The organism is Superficieibacter electus (assembly GCF_002915575.1).
Lineage (GTDB): Bacteria > Pseudomonadota > Gammaproteobacteria > Enterobacterales > Enterobacteriaceae > Superficieibacter > Superficieibacter electus.
Genome location: NZ_PQGD01000016.1, coordinates 85,615 through 100,861 on the forward strand (window position 1 = coordinate 85,615; position 15,247 = coordinate 100,861).

The window sequence follows — 15,247 nt, forward strand, 5'->3', positions numbered from 1 at the left end:
ACTTCCTCAGTTTTATTTAGTTAATTTTGGATTACTGCCACTCAGTCGACGCGTCCTGCGCTTCATGCGTTTAATAAAGCGCGCCACTTTCCAGGCCCGCTTGATGCAGTAACCATACAAGAAGAAAGCGACTAAAAAGAGTATCAGCATGACCCATTCTGGAACAATGTGGGTTGCTTCAGCAATCACCCCGATGGCAGCCAGTAGCGCAGCGGCAAGCGTAATAAGAACAAAAGCCTGACGAGAAGTAAAACCGGCACGCATAATAAGATGGTGAATGTGCTGACGATCGGGTGAGAAAGGGCTCATTCCTTTGCGCAGACGGCGATACATAATTGCTACCATATCCATCAGGGGAATAGCGATAATCCACAGTGCGGTCACCGGGCTGATGGGGTGCGTTTTCCCCTGCGTGGTTTCCAGCAGTATCCATATAACCGTAAAGCCAATCAGCGTGCTTCCCGCATCGCCCATAAAGACTTTATAGCGACGGCCCAGCGCGCCAAGATTTAATAAGATATAGGGAAGAATGGCGGCAATCATGGCGAAGCACCACATTGCCAGACTGGTCTGCCCGTCAACCCACAGGATAAGACCAATGGCACCAAATGAGACGCTCGACAGCCCGCCCAGCAACCCGTCGATCCCATCGACCATGTTAAAGGCGTTAATCGCAGCCCACACGGCAAACAGCGTCAGAAGGAAACCAAAGGGGCCGAGGACCAGCTCCCACGGACCAAAAATATAGCCCAGGCTACTGAGGTGAAGGTTAGCCACGCTTATCATAACAATACCGACGATCGCCTGGACCGTGGCGCGGAATTTAACGCTAATATCGAACCGGTCATCCAGCGCGCCGACAAAAACCAGCACGCCCGCACAGATCAGATAAAGCGAGGCATGGGGAATGTAGTAGTTAATGATTTCAAAGGTGAAGCAAATACCTGCAAAAACAGAGATACCGCCCACTAAAGGGATCAGTCCCTGGTGCCGTTTGCGGAAGTTGGGTTTATCAACCAGCCCAACTCTTATGGCTACCTTACGCGCAAAAAAAAGAAATAAGGTAGTGAACAGAAATATACTGATCAGATCAGCTGCCGCAGCCAGTAAATTCACAATTCACACTCTCAAATAATTGTTGTATCAGAAGTATAACCACGAAGTAACCTATCCAGAAGAAAACTCTGACCTGACTTCAGGAAAATCTGACAAATTTCAGTCAGACAGCAACTTCTGAAGGCTCCTTGCCCTTTTTAGTATTGTTAACTAAAGCGTAGGCAACAGAAAACAAAAACGCCACGCAAAAGCGTGGCGTTTTTTTGACAAAGACTGACTTATGAACGTTTCATCATATCGAAGAAATCGTCATTCGTTTTGGTCATTGCCAGTTTATTAATGAGGAACTCCATCGCATCGATTTCGCCCATCGGGTGAATAATTTTGCGCAGTATCCACATTTTTTGCAGCTCTTCCTGCGTGGTGAGCAGCTCTTCTTTACGGGTACCGGAACGGTTGTAATCAATAGCCGGGAAGACGCGTTTTTCCGCGATCTTACGCGCCAGGTGCAGTTCCATGTTACCGGTGCCTTTAAACTCTTCGTAGATAACTTCATCCATCTTAGAGCCGGTATCTACCAGCGCGGTGGCGATAATGGTCAGGCTACCGCCCTCTTCCACGTTACGCGCCGCGCCAAAGAAGCGCTTCGGACGGTGCAGGGCGTTAGCATCCACACCACCGGTCAGGACTTTACCAGACGCCGGAACCACGGTGTTGTACGCACGCGCCAGACGAGTGATGGAGTCGAGCAGAATAATCACGTCTTTTTTATGCTCAACCAGGCGCTTGGCCTTCTCGATCACCATTTCCGCAACCTGAACGTGACGGGATGCCGGTTCGTCAAAGGTAGAAGCAACTACTTCACCTTTAACCAGACGCTGCATCTCGGTCACTTCTTCCGGACGTTCGTCAATCAGCAGCACCATCAGCACGCAGTCCGGATGGTTGTATGCAATGCTCTGCGCGATGTTTTGCAGCAGCATGGTTTTACCGGCTTTCGGCGGAGCAACAATCAGACCACGCTGGCCGCGGCCGATTGGCGAGGCCAGATCCAGTACGCGCGCGGTTAAGTCTTCGGTAGAGCCGTTACCACGTTCCATACGCAGGCGAGAGTTCGCATGCAGCGGCGTTAAGTTCTCAAAGAGGATCTTGTTACGCGCGTTTTCCGGTTTGTCGTAGTTAACTTCATTGACTTTCAACAGCGCAAAGTAGCGTTCGCCTTCTTTCGGCGGGCGAATCTTACCAGAGATGGTATCACCAGTGCGGAGGTTGAAACGGCGGATTTGGCTAGGGGAAACGTAGATGTCATCAGGACCGGCGAGGTAGGAGCTGTCTGCAGAGCGGAGGAAACCAAATCCGTCCTGCAATATCTCCAGTACACCGTCACCAAAGATATCTTCGCCACTCTTAGCATGCTGCTTCAGGATGGCAAAAATAATGTCCTGCTTGCGCATACGAGCCTGGTTTTCCAGTCCCATATTTTCGCCGAGAGTAATCAGCTCAGAAACCGGCGTATTCTTTAATTCGGTAAGATTCATAGTGGTGTGGGTTCTTAAACTCGGGGTAAATCTCGAACTTAATGTTGTGAATGGTATGGCAGGGTCATCCATGCCTGTTAACGGCCATCGGCTCATGTCTGTTCGCTGTCTGGTCACAGGAGAGTACGCAGAACTGAAACGACAAGACGGATTGAGCGACGAGCCCGGAATCTTTCTGCTTCTTACGGGAAGCAGTGGGTACAACAAGATATGTTTAAAACGAAGTCAAAACTAACTTAGCACGACTGAAGCCGGGCGTCCAGAGATCCTGTTAATTTAAGGATAACGGACGCCGCGAAAAGAAACGCCTTACGCCAGGTTAGCGTCCAGGAACTCTTTTAACTGGCCTTTGGACAGCGCGCCAACTTTGGTCGCCGCCACTTCACCGTTTTTGAACAGCAGCAGGGTCGGAATACCACGAATGCCGTATTTCGGCGCGGTGCCCGGGTTCTGGTCGATGTTCAGCTTGGCAATCGTCAGTTTGCCCTGATATTCATCAGCGATTTCATCCAGAATCGGCGCAATCATTTTACACGGACCGCACCACTCTGCCCAGAAATCAACAAGAACCAATCCTTCTGCTTTGAGTACATCCGTGTCAAAACTGTCGTCAGTCAGGTGAATAATTTTATCGCTCATATTTAACTCCACAGGAATAAGCCTGGCATGTTGGTGTAGCATTAAACAACAACTGTTGATGTAGCATTAACCAACTAAAGGTTGACTTTATTTCACCGGATACGCTTTCGTAAAGCAATAGTAAGCTGATATTCTACCACACTATGAGCAAAACACATTTAACAGAACAGAAGTTTTCCGACTTCGCCCTGCACCCTAAGGTGATCGAAGCCCTTGAAACTAAAGGGTTTCATAACTGCACGCCCATTCAGGCACTCGCCCTCCCGCTAACGCTGGCTGGTCGTGATGTTGCAGGGCAGGCGCAAACCGGTACCGGGAAAACGATGGCGTTTCTGACGTCAACGTTTCATTATCTCCTCTCTCATCCGGCGATCGAAGACCGCCAGGTGAACCAACCGCGCGCATTAATTATGGCTCCCACCCGCGAACTGGCGGTGCAGATCCATGCTGATGCAGAGCCGCTGGCGCAAACGACCGGCCTGAAACTGGGTCTGGCCTATGGCGGCGACGGCTACGACAAACAGCTTAAAGTGCTGGAAAGCGGCGTTGATATTTTGATCGGTACCACTGGTCGCCTGATTGACTACGCCAAACAAAATCATATTAACCTCGGCGCGATTCAGGTCGTCGTGCTGGACGAAGCCGATCGCATGTACGATCTGGGCTTTATCAAAGATATCCGCTGGCTGTTCCGTCGCATGCCGCCGACGACGCAGCGTCTGAATATGCTGTTCTCCGCCACACTCTCTTACCGCGTACGCGAGCTGGCGTTTGAGCAAATGAACAACGCCGAATACGTTGAGGTCGAACCGGAACAAAAAACCGGCCACCGTATTAAAGAAGAGCTGTTCTACCCGTCCAACGAAGAGAAAATGCGCCTGCTGCAAACGCTCATTGAAGAAGAGTGGCCGGACCGTGCAATTGTGTTCGCGAACACCAAACATCGCTGCGAAGATATCTGGGGCCACCTTGCGGCTGACGGTCATCGCGTGGGTCTGCTGACCGGTGACGTGGCGCAGAAAAAACGCCTGCGTATTCTTGACGAGTTCACCCGTGGCGATCTCGACATTCTGGTGGCAACCGACGTGGCGGCGCGCGGCCTGCATATTCCTGCTGTTACGCATGTTTTTAACTACGACATGCCCGATGACTGTGAAGACTACGTGCACCGCATTGGCCGTACCGGTCGTGCCGGGGCAAGCGGTCACTCCATCAGCCTGGCCTGTGAAGAGTACGCGCTGAACGTTCCGGCGATTGAAACCTATATCGGGCACGCTATTCCGGTAAGTAAGTACAATCCGGATGCGCTGATGACCGATCTGCCGAGACCGCTGCGCCTGACGCGCCCGCGCTCTGGCAATGGGCCGCGTCGTACTGGCGCACCGCGTAACCGCCGTCGCTCAGGTTAATTAACATGCCTTCTGCCGCTTCGCTCTACGCCGCCATCGATCTGGGATCAAATAGTTTTCATATGCTGGTCGTGCGTGAGGTGGCAGGAAGTATCCAGACCGTCGCTCGTATCAAGCGCAAAGTCCGGCTGGCCGCTGGTCTAAGCAGTGGTAATGTGCTTTCGCCTGATGCCATGGAGCGCGGATGGCAATGTTTACGCTTGTTTGCCGAGCGTTTACAGGATATTCCTCAGTCGCAAATTCGGGTCGTTGCCACGGCAACGCTGCGTCTGGCGGTTAACGCAGGTGAGTTTATCGCCCGTGCACAGGAGATCCTCGGCTGTCCGGTACAGGTGATTAAGGGCGAAGAAGAAGCGCGTCTGATTTATCAGGGCGTTGCGCATACCACCGGCGGGGCCGATCAGCGTCTGGTGGTGGATATCGGCGGAGCCAGCACCGAGCTGGTGACCGGCACCGGCGCACAAACCACCTCGTTATTTAGTCTTTCCATGGGTTGCGTGACCTGGCTCGAACGCTATTTCTCCAGCCGTAATCTGGGCAAAGGTAACTTTGAAGAAGCGGAGAATGCTGCCCGCGAGGTGCTGCGCCCAATTGCCGATGAGCTGCGCTACCACGGCTGGAAAATCTGCGTTGGCGCGTCAGGAACGGTACAGGCGCTTCAGGAAATCATGATGGCGCAGGGGATGGATGAACGCATCACCCTCGCTAAACTTGAGCAGCTTAAACAGCGGGCTATACAGTGTGGCCGTCTTGAAGAGCTAGAGATTGAAGGTCTGACCCTGGAACGGGCACTGGTTTTTCCCAGCGGTCTTGCCATTCTGATTGCCATTTTCACCGAATTGAATATTCAATGTATGACCCTGGCCGGTGGCGCACTGCGTGAAGGGCTGGTTTACGGAATGCTGCATCTGTCTGTGGATGAAGATATTCGTAGCCGTACTCTGCGTAATATTCAGCGCCGTTTTATGGTTGATACCGACCAGGCACAGCGGGTGGCAAAACTCGCTTCCCGCTTTGCCAGCCAGCTGGAGAAAAGCTGGGATCTGGAGCTTATTAGCCGCGAACTGCTGGTAAATGCGTGTCTCTTGCATGAAATTGGGCTGAGCGTGGATTTTAAATCTGCCCCTCAGCATGCCGCTTATCTGGTCAAAAATCTCGATCTTCCGGGCTTTACGCCGGCACAGAAAAAACTGCTGGCGACACTGGTGCTGAACCAGACTAACGCTATCGATCTTTCCTCGCTTCACCAGCAAAATGCGGTACCACCACGGGTCGCCGAGCATCTTTGTCGCTTACTACGTCTGGCGATCCTGTTTGCCAGCCGCCGACGTGATGATTTAGTGCCGGAGATTATGCTTGAAGCGTCAGGCGAGAAGCTGACGCTGATCCTCCCTGCAGGCTGGCTAAGCCATCACCCGCTTGGCACGGAATTGATTGAGCAGGAAAGCCAGTGGCAAAGTTATGTTCACTGGCCGCTGGACGTGGTGTCAGGGCAACACTAATCCTTCTGACGATACCCATCCTTCCGTTACTTTTTGGCTTGCCGGATGGGTATATCGAATGAACCGATATCCGCCAAAGGCGGGTTTATTCAGCATTTGCACGCGGTCACCATCAACAACAAACGCTTTTTGCTGGCGCAGGCACGCTTTATTGGGCGCATCGTAGAAATACAGGCGCTGGTTGGCGACGGTTCGCGTGATGAAATCGTCATCAGCGGGATTTGTCATTCCTGCTTTTTCGCGGGCATCTTCGCAAACCTCATCGACATCTTCAAGGTTATCGGCTTCAACCCATCCCTGAACATCGTTGAACGCTCCCAGGACATAATCGTGCGTATCGTTGCCGCGCAGGGCCTGATAGCGTTTCTGGGTTTTGTCGTCGCGTGCGATAACAAATCCAACGCGAGAGATAATGTCGCCAGGGACAATAAAAACAGATTCGCTGCGGCACTGGGGAACCGGGGCCGCATAAAACCACGCCCGCGAGGTCCCCGTCACGACATAGCGCGGTGGCGCAATGGTGGCATCCAGCGCTAACTGCTGATTAATATCAGCGCAGCTTTGCATGCGCGACAAACACTGCTGATAGCGTTTGCCTTTTTGCTGGTCAAACCGGAGCGCGGTTTCATTGCCGTCCGTCAGGGTGTTGTTCGCCGGATGATAAGTGACCCAACCGAGCATTCCGGCACCAGGCGAATCCGGCGTACTTTTTTTCCGCCTGTCGAATAGCTGAAGCATGATGGCATCGTCATGCGCTTCAGCTTCGACCTCTAAATCCTGAATGCTGACGTGTTCGGCCGCCATTAACGGCTGGTTGCTGCTGGCTACCATGTTTTTCATCGACACCGCGCAGTAGTCGAGATAGGTCCATTCATCCTGCGCACTTGCGGATACCGAATACAAAAGTGTGACAGCAATAAGCGCCTTCGCTTTCATGGTGCGATTATCCTTTCCTGAACACGATTATTTTTTTGCCGCAGCCATCATCGCCCGAATATTGGCGATACTCGCCTGCCCTTTTTGCATTCTTTCTTCTGCCGTCACCACTTTGCGTTCCTGCTCCCAGACTAAATCGTCCTGCGGCAATTCCAGCAGAAAGCGGCTCGGCTCCGGACGCACCAGTTCACCATACTGACGGCGCTCTTTGCACAACGTAAAGATCAGTTCTTTCTGTGCGCGGGTAATGCCCACATAGGCGAGACGGCGTTCTTCATCGACGTTGTCTTCATCAATGCTGCTCTGGTGCGGCAACAGCCCCTCTTCCATGCCGACCAGGAAAACATAAGGGAACTCCAGACCTTTTGAGGCATGCAGCGTCATCAACTGGACCTGATCCAGTTCCTCTTCGCTTTCGCCGCGCTCCATCATGTCGCGCAGGGTAAAACGCGTCACCACCTGGGTCAGGGTCATCGGCTCGTCGATTTCACTGCCTTCCAGCATTTCAGTCATCCAGGTGAACAGCTGGTTGACGTTTTTCATGCGCATTTCGGCGGCTTTCGGGCTGGGCGAGGTTTCAAACAGCCAGGATTCGTAATCAATGCCGTGGATCAAATCGCGCACGGCGGCCACCGGTTCACGCTCGGCCAGGCGCTGAACCTCTCCCAGCCAGTGAGTAAACCGGGTGAGCGATTCATAGCCGCGTCCGCTGAGCGTCTGCGTCAGCCCCATATCAAAGCTGGCGCTGAACAGGCTTTTATTGCGGCTGTTCGCCCACTCGCCGAGTTTTTGCAGTGTGGCCGGGCCAATTTCCCGCTTCGGCGTATTTACAATGCGTAAAAATGCGCTGTCGTCATTGGGGTTGGTCAACACGCGCAGGTAAGCCAGCAGATCTTTAATTTCCGGGCGCGAGAAGAAGGAGGTGCCGCCGGAGATTTTGTACGGGATGCGGTTCTGCATCAGGAATTTTTCAAACACCCGCGCCTGGTGATTGCCACGGTACAAAATCGCATAATCTTTATACTGCGTTTTGTTGATAAAGTGATGGGCAATCAACTCACCGGTCACGCGCTCGGCTTCATGTTCTTCATGGTTGGCACTGAGCACTTTCAGCTCGGTACCGTAGCCCAGCTCAGAGAACAGGCGCTTTTCAAACACGTGCGGGTTATTGGCAATCAGGATATTTGCGGCCTTCAGAATGCGCCCGGAGGAACGGTAGTTTTGTTCCAGTTTGACGACCTGTAATGCCGGAAAATCCTGGCTCAGTAATACCAGGTTTTGCGGCCGCGCCCCGCGCCACGAATAAATAGACTGGTCGTCATCCCCCACCACGGTAAAACGCGCACGATTTCCCACCAGCAGCTTTACCAGCTCGTACTGGCTGGTGTTGGTATCCTGATACTCATCCACCAGCAGGTAGCGGATTTTGTTCTGCCAGCGTTCACGCACCTCTTCATTACGCTGAAGCAGCAGCGTCGGCAGCAGGATCAGATCGTCAAAGTCCAGTACATTGCAGGCTTTCATATGGGCGTCGTACAGGCTGTAGCAGTGTGCAAAGATCCGATCCCTTTCGCCTTTTGCCTGGGCGGCCGCCTGCGCCGGGGTCAGCAGATCGTTTTTCCAGTTGGAGATCGTTGAGATCAGCTGTTGCAGTATCACTTTATCGTCTTCGATCACCCCTTCGCTCAACTCCTTGAGCAGCGCGACCTGATCGGTATCGTCGAACAATGAGAAGTTAGATTTCATCCCCAGCGCCGCGTACTCGCGCTTGATCACCTCTAGCCCTAGGGTGTGGAAAGTGGAAATCATCAGGCCGCGCGCCTCTTTGCGTCCCAGCGTCTGCGCCACGCGCTCTTTCATCTCGCGCGCCGCCTTGTTGGTAAAGGTTACCGCCGCGATATGCCGAGCCTGGTAGCCGCAGCCACGGATCAGATGGGCGATTTTATTGGTGATGACGCGGGTTTTACCGGAGCCAGCACCCGCCAGCACCAGGCAAGGTCCGGTGACAAATTCGACGGCTTGTTGTTGTCCGGGGTTTAAACGCATAGGAGTATTGCTCAATCTTCGAACGGGGGAAGGGATTGTAGCAGAATCACATCGGAATGTGGGATCGTACAAACGGTTTCCCAGTGTCGGCTGGAGGTGATACGGCGGACACTATAGTTATCAATATCCATCTTGATTCCAGTAGACATGGAGAGTAGTGAGGCGTAACGTTATTTCAGTACTTTTTTGAGTTAACTAAGGAAAGGTTTACTCATGGCGCTTAACTTTAGTCCCAAAGTGGGTGAAATACTGGAATGTAATTTCGGTAACTATCCAGTTGGTCAGGACGGACAGATTGTCACAAATTTTTACGATGGCCGCATGCCGCCGGAGATGATTAAAAACAGGTTGGTTGTTGTTCTCAATGGGAAAATTAATGGTAACGCCTGTATTGTCGTTCCTCTGTCAACGACTTGCGATCGGGACAAGTTAAACCGAGGAATGCACGTTGAGATAGCCGATGACGTTATAGACGAACTACAGTTTTTCGATCGGCAAATACGTTGGGCTAAAGCCGACCAGGTACAGCAAGTGAGTCGTAATCGCTTGAACAGGGCCAGAACATACAGAGGCTATTTAAATCAATCTCTGCCGCGTGACATTGTTGCAGACATTCAGCGTGCAGTAATCAAGTCAATTAACGCAGTATCGCTCATAAATTGACAACATATCCACGATCTCCGATAATGTTGTTGTAGCCCATAGAGGCCCTAAGTTTTTCTCCCCTTGAGGGACCTGCGAAGCCCGGTTTTCCGGGCTTTTGCCGTTTATAGCCCACCTTTTTCCTGACAGTCAAAAATATGACTACACGCTGTGTCAGGACACGCAGAGTAAAGGACCAGAAAGCAGTCAGCTCATGCTACTATTGCCCCCGGCTCAATCCCATCATTAAGGCACAATCATGGCAAAAACAGCGGCAGCAATGCATATCCTTGTAAAGGAAGAGAAACTGGCTTTAGATCTGCTGGAGCAAATTAAAAACGGCGGAGATTTTGAAAAGCTGGCGAAAAAACATTCTACCTGCCCGTCAGGCAAAAAAGGCGGTCATTTAGGTGAGTTCCGCCAGGGGCAGATGGTACCGGCGTTTGATAAAGTGGTATTCTCCTGCCCGGTGCTGGAGCCAACCGGCCCGCTGCACACTCAGTTCGGTTACCACATCATCAAGGTGCTGTACCGCAACTAAGAACGTCAAGGGGCAGGCGCTATTCGCCCTGCCCTTTATCATTGAAATAATCAATAAATTCCCGTCCTACCTCTGCCAGCGTCAGCCGTTTGAAGCGTTCCAGAATTAACGTTTCGGCGTCGTTAAACGTCTCTGACATTACCCGGTTTACCCCTTTCTCCACCAGGCAACGCGGATTGTCGTTACGATTGCCCAGCGCAAACAGCGTCGGCGAGCCGAGGGCGAAATAGATATCATACAGCGTAACTTCGCTTGCCGGGCGCGCCAGCGTCCAGCCACCATGATGGCCTTTACTGGAGGTCACAATTTGCCGCTCACGCAGTCCCGCCAGCAATTTACGGATAAACGCCGGATTTCCATCAATAAACGCGGCCATCTGCTCCGATGTCAGCGGTCTGTGCATCTGCTCCAGGTGCAGCAAAATGTGCAACGTCGCAGAAAAAGAATTATTTATTTTCATGTAACTTAACTTATTACATGGACTTAGCCAGCGCAAGTCATCTGCTGTTCAGACAACCGATTGACGACGATAAAACTTATGATACTTTGTTTATTACATGAGTTTATCAACCAGGAGAAAATTATGTCTGAGACTGAACAATCCCCCGCTGTCTTTTGGGAAGATCATTACGCGGCGATGTCACCGGTTTCCACTGGCATTCCAGGTAAGATTCTGGTGCGGTTTGCTGAGCCTCTTACGCCAGGGCGGGCGCTGGAGCTGGGCTGCGGACGTGGCGACGACGCTGTCTGGTTAGCCAGAAAAGGCTGGGAGGTAACGGCGGTAGACCTCTCGCCCAGAGCGCTGGACTATGCGTCGGCCAATGCCGCACGATCCGGCGTTCGCGAGCGCATTACTTTTGCGCAGCACGATCTGACCCAAACGTTCCCGCAGGGGAGTTACGATCTTATCGTCGCCTCGTTTCTGGAATCACCGCTGACGTTCGATCGCTTTACGATCTTTCGCAACGCATTTGATCATGTCTTACCCGGCGGCATGCTGCTGATCACCTCTCATGCGAAAGTACCGGGCTGGTCAAAACATGCGGATCGTCCTTTTCAGTCGTCAAAGGAGGCACTAGCGCAACTGGAGCCACTGCCTGGTGGCTGGGAAGTGCTGTTCTGTGACGACGTTGAACGAGTGATGAAGGGGCCGGAAGGGCAGGAAGAACAGGTTTCGGATTCTGTCGTGGCATTACGGCGAAAAGAATAAACCCGGCGGGAAGCCGGGTATAAACACCTACTCGCTAATCACCATCACGCCTCGCGCCTCAATACCGGCGCGATCTTCTTCGCTAATGGTATCGGTAATAAGGATGCTGATGTCGCTAACCTCGGCAAATTTGGCGAAAGTGTCATGACCCACTTTATGCGAGTCAATCAGCAAAATGACGTTAGAGGCGCAGGCAATCATCTCTTTCTTCAGGTTCGCCTGACGAACGTCCGGTGTGGTCGCGCCATTTTTAAGCGTGAAACCGTTCGCGCCCATAAAAGCTTTATCGATGATCAGCTCTGACAGGCCGCTGTCGCGATTAAACGGAATCACACAGTGCAGCTTCTGCCGTACCGCGCCGCCAATGATAAACAGATTCACCACCCCCGGCATATCTTCCAGGATAATGGCAATCTGCAAATCGTTGGTAATGACTGACAGGCCCTTGCGCTCGCTTAGCAACTTTGCCAGTTCGAGCGTGGTGGAGCCGGTATCCAGCAGTAGCGTATCGCCATCTTCAATCTGCTCCAGCGCCCGCCGGGCAACCACGACTTTGGCGTCGTGGTTACGCACTTCCTTTTCCGTGGCCATCATTTCAAGACCGGTTTTGCTGCGGATCAGCACGCCGCCATGCGTACGGGTAACCAGTTTCAGTTTCTCCATCTCGCGCAGATCGTTGCGAATGGTTCCGGTCGACACTTTAAAGAGCTGGCACAGTTCGGCAACCGTCGCGTTTTTATGTGTTTCTACATAAGTCAGAATCGCCTGCTGCCGTTCCTGCGTAAAAAGTTTATCTTCCGAATGATCGCTCATTATCTTTCCCGAAATGGATAGCCAGAGCAGGACTATAAAACAAAGCCTGCCTTCAGTGCATTACCCGATTTCGCACAGGTAAACGCCTGCTGATATTGTTCAAGCGAGAAAGTGTGCGTCAAGATCTTTTTCAGGTTAATTTGACCGTTAGCCACCATTTTCAGGCTGGCGCGATACTGGCGCAGGTTCTGTCCGCTCATCCCGGTTACGCTTATCTGACGATAGTGAATAATATTCGTATTCAGGCTTACCATCTCTTTGCCCGCCGGCAGGCCGCCGAAGAAGAGCACCCGGCCGTTCAGCGCCGCCAGTTCAAAGGACAGGGTCTGGATTTCCGGCGTGGAAGCGGCGGTGATCACCACGTCGCAACCCCGCTCTTGCGTAATCCGCATTACCTCCGCTTTGGTGTCCGTTCCGCTGACCGGAATAAAATCCGGGTCAAATTCGCAGGCCAGTGCCAGACGCTCGGGGTTAATATCGCTAATGAGCACTTTCCCGGCACCTGCCGCTTTATGCAGCAGCGCGTGCATCAGGCCAATCGGGCCTGCGCCAATCACCAGCACCGTATCTCCCACCTGAGTATGGCAGCGCTCAAAGGCGTTATAAACGCAGGAGAACGGTTCGATCATCGCCCCCTCTTCAAACGAGACGTGATCGGGAAGCTCGACAATATTCCCCTGGCGCACTGCTCTGGCGGGGATAACCACATATTCAGCAAAGGCACCGTTTTTCTGAATGCCCAGCGCCTGGAAATCTTTACAGCTTTGCGTATTACCGCTGATGCAACTGTCGCAGACGCCGCAGCCATAATTAGGTGCCACGGCAACGCGCATGCCTTTAAAATAAGCGCCGGTGACCTCACTGCCGATCTCTTCAATAACGCCGGACAACTCATGGCCCAGCGTCAGAGCATGAGGGGAATTACGATGGCCGTTGGCGAACATGCGTAGATCGGTGCCACAAATGGCTCCGGCTTTGCAGGCCAGCAGGATCTCGTCAGGCTGAATCTCAGGTTTCGGCAGTTCAACCAGTTTAAGTTCATTCTTTGCAAACAACTGAATTGCTTTCATTGACCACCTCTTATCCTTCGTTCAGGTTAACAACGCGTTTTTCGGTAATAGAGAGATTGCCTGCGTTGACCACTTTCACTACCTCAAGGCCGTCATTACCGGAGGCTTTGACCGGCGAGCCGCTACGTATAGAGGCAATAAACGCGGTATCTTCTTCTTCATAGGCTTTAATAAAGAGTGTCTGCCAGCTGTTAACCGTTTTGGTGATCAGCTGTTTTTGTTCCCGGCTGGCGTAACGTGCCGATCCTTCCTGCAAATCACCAACGAAGAGAATGCCGTCGGTGCCGAGGATTTCGACGCGGGAGTCGTAGCCATAGCCAACAGAAACCGCACCTTCAACAATGCACTGGGTGCCATTAGTCATGCGCCCGCTTAACGTCACGGTGTCGTAGTAATCCGGGTATTTATCTTTTGCATCCGGGCAGCGATAGTTACCCGCCAGCGCATAAACTTCGGCAAAATCAGCACCAGAGAACCAGCGTACCGCGTCAATATCGTGGCTGGAGACTTCCGCCAGCGGCCCGCCGCTAATGGAGATGTCATACATCCACTCCTTCGGAATGCTGGGGCCGTGGGTTAACGCCTTCACCAGCACGACATCGCCAATAACCCCTGCATCAATAGCGGCCTTCGCTTCCATAAAATTGCGGTCGAAGCGGCGCATAAAACCGAGCTGGAGCTGGACGCCATGCTGCTGTGTCACATTAATCATCTGCTGACACTCATCAGGCGTCATCGCCATTGGTTTCTCACAGAAAATGTGTTTTCCGGCGCGGGCGGCGGCGCAGACGATCTCGCAGTGGTATTTTGTCGGCGTGACTACCACGATAGCGTCAACCTCGCTGTCGGCAATGGCTTCCCGGTAGTCGGTGTAAAATTTGCTGAGATGTAATTCTTCGGCAGCGGACTTTGCAACCGATCCCACCGGATCGACCACGGCAATCAGGCGCGCGCCGGCGATCCCTCTGGCATAGTTACGCGCATGAATCATCCCTGCCCTGCCCGCACCAATAACGGCAATCCCAATCTCCTGCTTATCCATGCATCCTCCTGGCATTCGTTGTTATGAATTTCGGCTTAATTTCTGTTCTTGCGAGTGTAGTCATGAAAAAAACAGTGTCAATCGTTTATTGTCATTTGATATCGATTAATAAACTCATTACGTGATATCGATAGCAGAAGTTAAAAATCATCAATCAAGACGGCATCATTAAACAGCGAGGTTACCCATGTCGATTTTTTCTACCGAAATGATTGTTCTTCATCTGGACGCAAGGGATAAGCAGGATGCATTGATGCAACTGGCAAAACGAATTGAGGCCGCCGGTAAACTTCAGGTCGGGGGATTTGATAACTTCATGTTATCTCTCAATAAAAGAGAAGAAGAGTTCTCTACTGCTGTTGGTTATGACTATGCAATCCCGCATGGTAAAAGCGACGCAGTAGCCGTGCCTGCGGTGGCTTACGCCCATCTGACTCAGCCGATTTTATGGGATGAAGAGGATGAGGATTGGGTGGAAAATCTGTTTATGATTGCGGTCCCGGCGGCCAGTGCGGGGGACGAACACATTAAAATTTTGACTAAACTTGCCACCGCAATTATGGATGACGATTTCAGAGAGCATATTTCCCAGGCGAAGGAACCCAATCAAGTTATTGATATAATAGAAAAATTTACCAGTTAAAATTTATATTATCGCAGCGCCCGTTCACGGGCGCTCTTTACGCTCTTCCTTTCCACTCCCGCGCAAACCAGGATCGTTATCACAACAACAAACAAAAACAATTGACATAAATTTGCACGCAAAACAATCATAAACGAAAGAAGAGACCAGTAAATCACAA

General features: G+C 52.0%; 15 protein-coding genes and 1 pseudogene. 6 read left to right on the forward strand and 10 right to left on the reverse strand.

From position 1 onward, the window contains the following. Positions 1-12 precede the first annotated feature (12 nt). The 4 genes and pseudogenes from wecA to trxA all read right to left on the reverse strand — a co-directional run bounded on the left by wecA (position 13) and on the right by trxA (position 3,233). The gene (wecA, locus tag CHU32_RS19165; protein WP_103677597.1) at positions 13-1,116 is read right to left on the reverse strand and encodes a UDP-N-acetylglucosamine--undecaprenyl-phosphate N-acetylglucosaminephosphotransferase; all 1,104 of its coding nucleotides are present in this window, start codon (positions 1,114-1,116) and stop codon (positions 13-15) included. A 218-nt stretch (positions 1,117-1,334) separates the two neighbouring features. Beyond that, complete coding sequence (gene rho, locus CHU32_RS19170) at positions 1,335-2,594, reverse strand: transcription termination factor Rho (RefSeq protein ID WP_049839510.1); 1,260 nt, start codon at positions 2,592-2,594, stop codon at positions 1,335-1,337. An 87-nt stretch (positions 2,595-2,681) separates the two neighbouring features. Then, positions 2,682-2,789 (reverse strand): annotated as a pseudogene (locus tag CHU32_RS28960) (hypothetical protein); the annotation flags it as partial. A gap of 114 nt (positions 2,790-2,903) precedes the next feature. Next, positions 2,904-3,233, reverse strand: a complete 330-nt coding sequence (gene trxA / locus CHU32_RS19180; protein WP_049839509.1) for a thioredoxin TrxA — start codon at positions 3,231-3,233, stop codon at positions 2,904-2,906. 143 nt (positions 3,234-3,376) lie between these two features. Here trxA and rhlB point away from each other — a divergent pair, with 143 nt between their 5' ends. Further along, positions 3,377-4,642 (forward strand): ATP-dependent RNA helicase RhlB, encoded by a 1,266-nt coding sequence (rhlB, locus tag CHU32_RS19185; RefSeq protein WP_103677598.1) that lies wholly within the window; start codon positions 3,377-3,379, stop codon positions 4,640-4,642. A 5-nt stretch (positions 4,643-4,647) separates the two neighbouring features. Further along, on the forward strand, positions 4,648-6,144 hold the full coding sequence (gene gppA / locus CHU32_RS19190; RefSeq protein ID WP_103677599.1) for a guanosine-5'-triphosphate,3'-diphosphate diphosphatase: 1,497 nt from the start codon (positions 4,648-4,650) through the stop codon (positions 6,142-6,144). On the opposite strand, the gene CHU32_RS19195 is transcribed toward gppA, so the two are convergent. Next, positions 6,130-7,080 (reverse strand): hypothetical protein, encoded by a 951-nt coding sequence (locus CHU32_RS19195; RefSeq protein ID WP_103677600.1) that lies wholly within the window; start codon positions 7,078-7,080, stop codon positions 6,130-6,132. The two genes, gppA and CHU32_RS19195, sit on opposite strands and share 15 nt — an antisense overlap. A 27-nt stretch (positions 7,081-7,107) precedes the next feature. Continuing rightward, entirely contained in the window at positions 7,108-9,126 is a 2,019-nt protein-coding gene (gene rep, locus CHU32_RS19200; RefSeq protein WP_103677601.1) for a DNA helicase Rep, read from the reverse strand. Positions 9,127-9,339: 213 nt separating this feature from the next. On the opposite strand from rep, the gene CHU32_RS19205 reads away from it, so the two are divergent. Continuing rightward, positions 9,340-9,789, forward strand: coding sequence for a type II toxin-antitoxin system PemK/MazF family toxin (locus CHU32_RS19205; protein WP_103677602.1), 450 nt, complete (start codon positions 9,340-9,342; stop codon positions 9,787-9,789). A gap of 238 nt (positions 9,790-10,027) precedes the next feature. Beyond that, the gene (gene ppiC, locus CHU32_RS19210; protein WP_024555327.1) at positions 10,028-10,309 is read left to right on the forward strand and encodes a peptidylprolyl isomerase PpiC; all 282 of its coding nucleotides are present in this window, start codon (positions 10,028-10,030) and stop codon (positions 10,307-10,309) included. Between the two features lie 19 nt (positions 10,310-10,328). Here the strand turns inward: ppiC and CHU32_RS19215 are convergent, their stop codons facing one another. Then, on the reverse strand, positions 10,329-10,769 hold the full coding sequence (locus CHU32_RS19215; RefSeq protein ID WP_103677603.1) for an RrF2 family transcriptional regulator: 441 nt from the start codon (positions 10,767-10,769) through the stop codon (positions 10,329-10,331). Positions 10,770-10,892: 123 nt separating this feature from the next. Between CHU32_RS19215 and CHU32_RS19220 the strand changes: the two genes are divergently transcribed. After that, positions 10,893-11,519: a class I SAM-dependent methyltransferase gene (locus CHU32_RS19220; protein ID WP_218113769.1), complete on the forward strand. Its 627-nt coding sequence runs from the start codon at positions 10,893-10,895 to the stop codon at positions 11,517-11,519. A gap of 27 nt (positions 11,520-11,546) precedes the next feature. Here the strand turns inward: CHU32_RS19220 and CHU32_RS19225 are convergent, their stop codons facing one another. The 3 genes from CHU32_RS19225 to CHU32_RS19235 are packed head-to-tail and all read right to left on the reverse strand — an operon-like array spanning position 11,547 to position 14,444. Next, entirely contained in the window at positions 11,547-12,332 is a 786-nt protein-coding gene (locus CHU32_RS19225) for a DeoR/GlpR family DNA-binding transcription regulator (protein ID WP_103750913.1), read from the reverse strand. Positions 12,333-12,364: 32 nt separating this feature from the next. Further along, the gene (locus CHU32_RS19230) at positions 12,365-13,402 is read right to left on the reverse strand and encodes an alcohol dehydrogenase catalytic domain-containing protein (RefSeq protein WP_103677605.1); all 1,038 of its coding nucleotides are present in this window, start codon (positions 13,400-13,402) and stop codon (positions 12,365-12,367) included. Between the two features lie 10 nt (positions 13,403-13,412). Next, complete coding sequence (locus CHU32_RS19235; protein ID WP_103677606.1) at positions 13,413-14,444, reverse strand: Gfo/Idh/MocA family oxidoreductase; 1,032 nt, start codon at positions 14,442-14,444, stop codon at positions 13,413-13,415. 187 nt (positions 14,445-14,631) lie between these two features. On the opposite strand from CHU32_RS19235, the gene CHU32_RS19240 reads away from it, so the two are divergent. After that, on the forward strand, positions 14,632-15,087 hold the full coding sequence (locus CHU32_RS19240; RefSeq protein ID WP_103677607.1) for a PTS sugar transporter subunit IIA: 456 nt from the start codon (positions 14,632-14,634) through the stop codon (positions 15,085-15,087). Positions 15,088-15,247 lie beyond the last annotated feature (160 nt).

Coding starts and splice junctions, on each gene's coding strand:
- CHU32_RS19195 (WP_103677600.1), bottom strand. CDS start 7,080: ATGAAAGCGAAGGCGCTTATTGCTGTCACACTTTTGTATTCGGTATCC.
- ppiC (WP_024555327.1), top strand. CDS start 10,028: ATGGCAAAAACAGCGGCAGCAATGCATATCCTTGTAAAGGAAGAGAAA.
- CHU32_RS19205 (WP_103677602.1), top strand. CDS start 9,340: ATGGCGCTTAACTTTAGTCCCAAAGTGGGTGAAATACTGGAATGTAAT.
- CHU32_RS19225 (WP_103750913.1), bottom strand. CDS start 12,332: ATGAGCGATCATTCGGAAGATAAACTTTTTACGCAGGAACGGCAGCAG.
- CHU32_RS19215 (WP_103677603.1), bottom strand. CDS start 10,769: ATGAAAATAAATAATTCTTTTTCTGCGACGTTGCACATTTTGCTGCAC.
- rhlB (WP_103677598.1), top strand. CDS start 3,377: ATGAGCAAAACACATTTAACAGAACAGAAGTTTTCCGACTTCGCCCTG.
- gppA (WP_103677599.1), top strand. CDS start 4,648: ATGCCTTCTGCCGCTTCGCTCTACGCCGCCATCGATCTGGGATCAAAT.
- CHU32_RS19240 (WP_103677607.1), top strand. CDS start 14,632: ATGTCGATTTTTTCTACCGAAATGATTGTTCTTCATCTGGACGCAAGG.
- rho (WP_049839510.1), bottom strand. CDS start 2,594: ATGAATCTTACCGAATTAAAGAATACGCCGGTTTCTGAGCTGATTACT.
- trxA (WP_049839509.1), bottom strand. CDS start 3,233: ATGAGCGATAAAATTATTCACCTGACTGACGACAGTTTTGACACGGAT.
- CHU32_RS19235 (WP_103677606.1), bottom strand. CDS start 14,444: ATGGATAAGCAGGAGATTGGGATTGCCGTTATTGGTGCGGGCAGGGCA.
- rep (WP_103677601.1), bottom strand. CDS start 9,126: ATGCGTTTAAACCCCGGACAACAACAAGCCGTCGAATTTGTCACCGGA.
- CHU32_RS19220 (WP_218113769.1), top strand. CDS start 10,893: ATGTCTGAGACTGAACAATCCCCCGCTGTCTTTTGGGAAGATCATTAC.
- CHU32_RS19230 (WP_103677605.1), bottom strand. CDS start 13,402: ATGAAAGCAATTCAGTTGTTTGCAAAGAATGAACTTAAACTGGTTGAA.